Raw genomic sequence first — 7,137 nt, 5'->3', positions numbered from 1 at the left:
GGCGAGGTTAGGGGGACTGAAGGACTGAAGGTTGAAGCCCGAAGCCCGAAGCCTGAAGGCAGCGGATCCGCTGCGACTCAGATGCGGAGGGCGGTGCCGATCGGTCGGCGAACGGGAGCCGCGACGGGCTGTGACGGCCCGTCGCGATTGCTCTTGGCCTTCTCTTGGCCTTAGACAGATCGCTTGTCGACGACGCGCCTTGCTTTGCCGACCGAGCGCTCGATGCCGTTGACGGGCAGAACGCGAACGACCGCCGTGACCCCGACGAGGGTTTTGATGTCGTACGCAAGCGCGGCCTTCGCCGTCGCGAGCGTAGCCTCGTCGGCCTGCGTCTCGGGACATGGCTCGACGTTCAATGTCATGACGTCGAGCGGCCCTTCCTTCGTCAACTCGATTTGATAGTGCGGAGCGAGCGACGGCTGTTTAAGCAGCAGCTCCTCAATCTGAGTAGGGAATACATTGACGCCGCGAATGATCATCATGTCGTCTGAGCGGCCGGTGATCTTTTCCATTCGCCTCATGGTGCGGGCGGTACCGGGCAGCAGACGTGTCAGGTCGCGGGTGCGATAGCGGATGATCGGCAGCGCCTCCTTCGTGAGGGAGGTAAACACGAGTTCGCCGAACTCGCCGTCGGGCAGCACCTCGCCGGTGGTCGGGTCGATGATCTCCGGGTAGAAGTGGTCTTCCCAGATCGTAGGACCGTCTTTGGTCTCCGCGCATTCGGATGCGACGCCGGGGCCGATGACTTCGGACAGTCCGTAGATGTCGACTGCATCGATTCCCATCCGTTCTTCGATGGCTCGACGCATGTCGTTCGTCCAAGGCTCCGCGCCGAAGATGCCGATACGCAACGAGCAACTCGATGGGTTAACGCCTTGCCGCTCGAGTTCGTCGGCGAGCGAGAGCATATAGCTCGGCGTGACCATGATGATGTCGGGTCTGAAGTCTTGGATCAGTTGAACCTGCTTTTCGGTCTGACCGCCTCCGAACGGAATGACGGTCAACCCGGCGCGCTCGGCACCGTAGTGAGCGCCGAGGCCGCCCGTGAAAAGGCCGTACCCGTAGCTGATATGCACCTTATCGCCGCGCCGTGCTCCCGCCGCGCGAATCGAACGCGCGACAAGATTGGCCCAGGTATCGATATCGCGCGCCGTATACCCGACGACGGTCGGTTTCCCCGTCGTGCCCGACGACGCGTGGATACGAGAGATCTTTTCCTGGGGCACGGCGAACATCCCGAACGGATAGTTGTCGCGCAAATCGCTTTTCGTCGTGAACGGAAAACGGGAAAGATCGGCCAACGTCTTCAGGTCTTCCGGGTGTACGCCTGCTTCATCGAACTTGCGCCGATAGACGACCGAGTTGTCGTAAGCGTGCTTGAGTGTCCACTTCAGCCGTTCGAGCTGTAGGGCGGCGAGTTCGTCCCGGCTGGCGGTCTCGATGGGTTCGAGCGGCAGTTCGGCGTTCATCGCATGTCTCCTGTCTGATCTGAAAAATAGCTATCCGCGCGCGTTCGCGGGCGACCCGTCGCGTGTGACGAATGAGCGATCGACGCGGCGCTCGTCGAACGTCGCGAGCGAGCGCGTATGCCGCTCGCAGCGCCGGGAATGTCGTGCTTACGCTTGGGGAATCACGTGTCCCTTGATGTGCGCGGACTTTCCGCGAAACATCGCGACCGTTTCCCCTGCGCCGTTGGTGACGCGAATGTCGTATATCCCGGTTCGCCCGCTGACTGTTTGCTCTAGCGCCTCGGCGGTCAGGACATCGCCGCCGTGGACGGGGCGCAAGAATTCGATCGAGCAGCCCGAAGCAACCGTATTGACGTTATACGAGTTGCACGCGAAGGCGAAGGTCGAGTCGGCCAGCGTAAAAATCAGCCCGCCGTGGCAGATGTCGTGGCCGTTCAGGAAGTCCGGGCGTACCGTAGCGCGCATGCGGGCGTAGCCTGCGCGAACTTCCATCAGTTCGAAGCCGAGCCCGCGGCTGCACGCATCCGCTTCGTACATGGCGCGCCCGACTTCGCGAGCCAGTTCATCGGGCTCCATCTGCGACGCGGCGCGATGTCCGTGCGCCGCTTGGGTGTTGGCAGTCGACATCTCAGCGTCCCTCGAAGCGCGGCGTGCGCTTTTGGATGAATGCCTGCACCCCTTCGGCATAGTCGTATGAATTGCCAAGCTCTCGCTGCAAGTCGCGCTCCAAGTCGAGTTGCTGATCGAACGAATTCGTCGTGCTTGCGCGCATGGCGCGCTTGATGGCAGCGATGGCGCGAGTGGGCTGCTGGGCCAGTTGAGCGGCGAGCCGTGCGGCGCTTGTGGGCAGTTCGGCATCATCGACGACTTGCCAGATCAGGCCCCAGCGCTCGGCCTGTTCAGCGCTGATCTTGTCGCCGGTGATGGCGAGACCGAGCGCGCGCGCCATGCCAATCCGTTGCGGTAGAAGCGCGGTGCCGCCCGAATCGGGCACGAGCCCGATCTTGACGAACGATTGAGCGAAACTGCTGGTGCGCGCGGCCAGGACGATATCGCAGGCGAGCGCCAGGTTTGCGCCGGCGCCCGCCGCAATGCCGTTGACGGCAGCGATGACCGGAAGCGGCAGTGCCTGGAGGCGGCGCACGAGGGGGTTGAAGTATTCGTCTATCAGAGAGCCGAGATCGGTCATCGCTCCCGGTTCGAAGCTCAGATCCGCAAGATCCTGCCCTGCGCAGAAGCCGCGACCGGCCCCTGTCAGGACGAGCGCACGCGCACCAGCGCTTATGGCTTCGTCGAGTGCGGCGGCCAGTTCCTTGTGCATCGCGCGTGTGAAGCTGTTCAGCTTTTCCGGACGGTTAAGCGTCACCGTGGCGACATGGCTCGTCGCGTCGAGCTCCATACGGATTGCTTCAAATTGCATCGTTCGTCTCCTCAATCACTGCCTTGCAATTGCCGCTGTCGGATGTGCCGGGCTCGCATCCCCACTCAGACGCGCTCGATGGCTAGCGCAATGCCTTGGCCGACGCCGATACACATCGTGCAGAGCGCAAAGCGGCCGCCGGTGCGCTCCAGTTGGTAGAGCGCGGTCGTGACGAGCCGAGCGCCCGAGGCGCCAAGTGGGTGGCCGAGCGCAATGGCTCCGCCGTTGGGGTTGACCCGCGGGTCGTCGTCTGGCAGGCCGAGCATGCGCAGCACGGCCAGGCCTTGTGCGGCAAACGCCTCGTTCAGTTCGATGACGTCGAATTGCGAGAGCGACATGCCTAGCCGTTGCAGCAGCTTTTGCGTGGCGGGTGCCGGGCCGATGCCCATGATGCGCGGCTCGACGCCGGCGGTCGCCATGCCGAGGACTCGCGCGCGCCGGCGCAGCCCGTACTGTGATGCAGCTTCTTCGTTCGCAAGCAGCAGCGCGCACGCGCCGTCGTTCACCCCTGACGCGTTGCCGGCCGTGACGGTTCCGTCCGGACGCACGATGCCTTTGAGCTTGGCCAGCGCTTCGAGCGACGTTTCGCGCGGATGCTCGTCGCGCGTCACGATCAGCGGCTCGCCTTTCTTTTGCGCAATCTCGACGGACACGATCTCTTGCGCGAGCGTGCCGTCTTGCTGTGCGCGCGCGGCCTTCTGCTGGCTGCGCAGCGCGAAGGCGTCCTGATCGGCGCGGCTGACGCCGAATTGCTGGGCGACGTTCTCGCCGGTTTCCGGCATCGAATCGACACCGTACTGCGCCTTCAGGCGCGCGTTGATGAAACGCCAGCCGATCGTCGTGTCGTACATTTCGGCCTGCCGGGAAAATGCGCTTGCCGCTTTTCCCATGACGAAGGGAGCCCGGGTCATGCTTTCGACGCCACCTGCGATCATCAGGCGCGCCTCGCCTGCCTTGAGCGCCCGCGCGGCGGAACCGACCGCGTCCATGCCCGAACCGCAGAGCCGGTTGATCGTGGAACCCGGTGCATCTGTCGGCAAGCCTGCAAGCAGCGCTGCCATGCGCGCGACATTGCGGTTGTCTTCCCCAGCCTGATTCGCGCAGCCATAAATGATGTCATCGAGCGCGCGCCAGTCGACGCCCGCATTGCGCTCCATGAGTGCCTTGATCGGCACGGCGGCGAGGTCGTCGGTACGTACGTCTTTCAATACGCCGCCGTAGCGGCCGATCGGAGTGCGAATGGCATCGCAAATATAGGCGTCAGTCATCGGATGATTTCCTGCAAACGAAGCCCCGCCGCCGTGGCGGGGCCTTTCGAGTACATATTAGAGAACCCGGGACGCGGGCTCCATTCGTCTAACCGGACTATGCCGTTCGGCCGACTTCCGTGGACGATTCGCGAGGCGCAACATGAACGCGACTTTGCACAACGCGGAAGCGATTGGCGACGAACGCCGCATCGGCCAAAGCTGCGTTGGCAGCCGGGTTGGCGCCCGTGCCGTGAAAGTCGGAGAACGCGGCCGATTGATTGACGAACACGCCGCCGGTCAGGTTGATCGAGAGCGCAACGCCGCCGTCGATCGCGGCTTCGTGCGCCGCTTCGATGGTCGCTTCGTCCGTGCTGTACACGGAGAGTGTCAGCGCGCCGTGCTGAGCGGCGAGCGAGGCGGCGAGTTCAAGCGACTGCCCGTTCGAATCGGTTGCGATGACGAACGAGATCGGTCCGAACCACTCGCTGCCGAATTTCGCCGAATCGTTGGCGGCATCCAATTGCAGTACCAGCGGAGTACGCACTCGCGCATGAGGGAACGACGGATGTTCGAGTGTCTGACTATCGACGAGTACGCGGCCGAGCGAACGGGCTTCTTCGATTCGGCGGGCGACACCGTCGTTCTGAATTGCGCCGATCAATTCGACGGCACGCGCCGGGTCGGCCACGAGCTTTTGCACGGCGGAGGCGATTGCCTGAGCCACTTCATCGAAGCTCGCGTGGCCTTCTGCGGTTCGAATGCCGTCGCGCGGCACGTAGATGTTCTGCGGGGCCGTACACATTTGACCCGAGTACAGCGCAAGGGAGAACGCGATGTTGCGCACGGCGGCTTTCAGGTCGTCGACCGAGTCGATCACGATTTGATTGACCCCGGCCTTTTCGGTGAACACCTGCGCCTGGTGTGCATTGCGTTCGAGCCAGGTTCCGTTCTGCGTGCTGCCGGTGAAGTCGATCAACTTGATTTCAGGGCGCAGCGCGAGGTCCTGCACGAGCGGGCCATCATTGGGTTCCGTTGCGAGCAGCGTGACGACGTTCGGGTCGAACCCGGCCTCGTGCAGCACTTCCCGTGCGATGCGCACGGTAACGGCGAGCGGAAGGATCGCGCCCGGGTGCGGCTTGACGATCACGGCGTTGCCCGTTGCCAGATCGGCGAACAGGCCGGGGTAACCGTTCCAGGTCGGGAATGTGCAGCAGCCCAGCACAAGGCCGATGCCGCGCGGGACGATCGTAAAGCGCTTATGCATCGCCAGCGGCGGGTTTTTGCCCTGCGGCTTCTCCCAGTACGCGTCCGCCGGCACGCGACGAAGCTCGTCCCATGCATAGGCCACGGCCTCCAGCGCTCGATCCTGCGCGTGCGGGCCGCCGGCCTGGAAGGCCATCATGAACGCCTGGCCGGTGGTATGCATGACGCTGTAGGCGATCTCGAAGCTCGCGCGGTTCAATCGGCTCAAGATTTCGAGGCTGACGCCGACCCAGGCTTCGGGCCCGGCCTTGCGCCAGCTTTTTTCAGCGGCGGCGGCCGCGGCGATCAGCGTATCGACGTCGGCCTTCGGATACCGTACGCCGAGCGGGAAGCCGAAAGGCGATTGCTCGGCGCCGATCGATTCGCCGGTGGTGGGCTGATCGAGGGCGAACGGGTGGTCGAGCTGGGCCTTGAAGGCTGCTTCCCCATCCGTGTTGGCGGTTTCCCCGTACACTTTGGGGCTTGGCATTTCGGCGAACGGGCTCCAGTAGCCGCGTGAGCCAATAGCGTTGAGGGCATTCTTCAGCGTGTCTTCGTGCTTCGCAAATAGAGGATGTGTCATAGCGAGACAAGGGGCAGGCTTGGCGTTGGGGAGGGGATGGCCGGCAATCAGCACAAATCGACGAAGGATTGTATCAATTAACCGACCGACCGGTTGGTTGGCGAATGTTAGCATTGTTTCCGAGCGGGCGCGAAAGCTTTTCTCGCCTTATCGATACCGACAAATGGAGGATGCATGAACTACGAAAACATTCAGGTCGAGACGCGCGGGCGCGTCGGTTTGATCACACTGAATCGCCCCAAAGCGCTCAATGCGTTGAACGACGCGCTGATGGACGAGCTAGGCGCTGCGTTGAAGACGTTCGATGCCGACGACGGTATCGGCGCGATCGTCGTGACGGGTAGCGAAAAGGCGTTCGCGGCGGGCGCTGATATCGGCATGATGGCGACGTATACGTACATGGACGTGTACAAGGGCGAATACATCACGCGCAATTGGGAGACGGTGCGAACGATCCGCAAGCCGATCATCGCCGCTGTTGCGGGTTTTGCGCTTGGGGGCGGCTGTGAACTGGCGATGATGTGCGACATCGTGATTGCTGCAGATACGGCGAAGTTCGGCCAGCCCGAAATCAAGCTTGGCGTGATGCCGGGCGCGGGCGGCACGCAGCGTCTGCCGCGCGCGGTGTCCAAGGCGAAGGCCATGGACATGTGTTTGACGGCGCGCTTCATGGATGCAGCGGAAGCGGAGCGGGCGGGGCTCGTTTCGCGCGTCGTTCCCGCTGAGTCGATGCTCGACGAAGCGTTGGCAGCGGCTGCGACGATCGCGGAATTCCCGCTGCCAGCCGTGATGATGGTGAAGGAATCGGTGAATAGCGCGTACGAGACGACGCTCGCCGAGGGCATCCGCTTCGAGCGTCGGCTGTTCCATTCGTTGTTTGCGACGGAGGATCAGAAGGAGGGGATGGCCGCCTTTATCGAGAAGCGCAAACCCGTCTTCAAGCATCGTTAAAACGCTTAACGAAATAGCGCTTGCGGCGTTGGCGGAACGCGCCTAGAATTGCGCCCTTTCGCGCAGTGCTGGTGACGGCGCGAAGAAGTTGGAACGAAGCGGGAAGGAAGCAGGGGGCTTGTTGCGCGGCGGTTTGCGCGAGGCTTCGGCGGCAATGTTTTGATAGCAGTCAGATGCAGGCGACGCTAAAAAAACAGTTGACGCGATGCGAAACACTCTGCA

7 protein-coding genes are annotated in these 7,137 nt (G+C 63.0%); 1 reads left to right on the top strand and 6 read right to left on the bottom strand.

Annotated features, from left to right (window positions below):
* Positions 1-170: 170 nt before the first annotated feature.
* The 5 genes from paaK to paaN all read right to left on the bottom strand — a co-directional run bounded on the left by paaK (position 171) and on the right by paaN (position 5,964).
* Positions 171-1,469 carry a phenylacetate--CoA ligase PaaK gene (paaK, locus tag C0Z19_RS27445; protein ID WP_102612978.1) on the bottom strand — a complete coding sequence of 433 codons (1,299 nt, stop codon included), beginning with the start codon at positions 1,467-1,469 and terminating at the stop codon, positions 171-173.
* A gap of 147 nt (positions 1,470-1,616) precedes the next feature.
* Entirely contained in the window at positions 1,617-2,096 is a 480-nt protein-coding gene (paaI, locus tag C0Z19_RS27440; protein WP_102612977.1) for a hydroxyphenylacetyl-CoA thioesterase PaaI, read from the bottom strand.
* 1 nt (position 2,097) lies between these two features.
* Positions 2,098-2,889: a 2-(1,2-epoxy-1,2-dihydrophenyl)acetyl-CoA isomerase PaaG gene (gene paaG, locus C0Z19_RS27435; protein ID WP_102612976.1), complete on the bottom strand. Its 792-nt coding sequence runs from the start codon at positions 2,887-2,889 to the stop codon at positions 2,098-2,100.
* 65 nt (positions 2,890-2,954) lie between these two features.
* Positions 2,955-4,157: a 3-oxoadipyl-CoA thiolase gene (gene pcaF, locus C0Z19_RS27430; protein WP_102612975.1), complete on the bottom strand. Its 1,203-nt coding sequence runs from the start codon at positions 4,155-4,157 to the stop codon at positions 2,955-2,957.
* Between the two features lie 97 nt (positions 4,158-4,254).
* Positions 4,255-5,964, bottom strand: coding sequence for a phenylacetic acid degradation protein PaaN (gene paaN, locus C0Z19_RS27425; RefSeq protein WP_102612974.1), 1,710 nt, complete (start codon positions 5,962-5,964; stop codon positions 4,255-4,257).
* A 174-nt stretch (positions 5,965-6,138) separates the two neighbouring features.
* Between paaN and C0Z19_RS27420 the strand changes: the two genes are divergently transcribed.
* Entirely contained in the window at positions 6,139-6,915 is a 777-nt protein-coding gene (locus tag C0Z19_RS27420; protein ID WP_102612973.1) for an enoyl-CoA hydratase, read from the top strand.
* Positions 6,916-6,957: 42 nt separating this feature from the next.
* On the opposite strand, the gene C0Z19_RS28855 is transcribed toward C0Z19_RS27420, so the two are convergent.
* A partial coding sequence (locus C0Z19_RS28855) for a hypothetical protein (RefSeq protein ID WP_233196314.1) occupies positions 6,958-7,137 on the bottom strand: 180 nt, incomplete at its 5' end.

The sequence above is a fragment of the Trinickia soli genome (assembly GCF_002879855.1).
Lineage (GTDB): Bacteria > Pseudomonadota > Gammaproteobacteria > Burkholderiales > Burkholderiaceae > Trinickia > Trinickia soli.
The sequence above is the reverse complement of the archived record's forward strand: the minus strand, read 5'-3'. Positions and strand labels throughout refer to the sequence as shown.

Excerpts from the sequence above, each read along its gene's own strand:
- paaG (WP_102612976.1), bottom strand. The coding sequence starts at position 2,889 with ATGCAATTTGAAGCAATCCGTATGGAGCTCGACGCGACGAGCCATGTC.
- C0Z19_RS27420 (WP_102612973.1), top strand. The coding sequence starts at position 6,139 with ATGAACTACGAAAACATTCAGGTCGAGACGCGCGGGCGCGTCGGTTTG.
- paaK (WP_102612978.1), bottom strand. The coding sequence starts at position 1,469 with ATGAACGCCGAACTGCCGCTCGAACCCATCGAGACCGCCAGCCGGGAC.
- paaN (WP_102612974.1), bottom strand. The coding sequence starts at position 5,964 with ATGACACATCCTCTATTTGCGAAGCACGAAGACACGCTGAAGAATGCC.
- paaI (WP_102612977.1), bottom strand. The coding sequence starts at position 2,096 with ATGTCGACTGCCAACACCCAAGCGGCGCACGGACATCGCGCCGCGTCG.
- pcaF (WP_102612975.1), bottom strand. The coding sequence starts at position 4,157 with ATGACTGACGCCTATATTTGCGATGCCATTCGCACTCCGATCGGCCGC.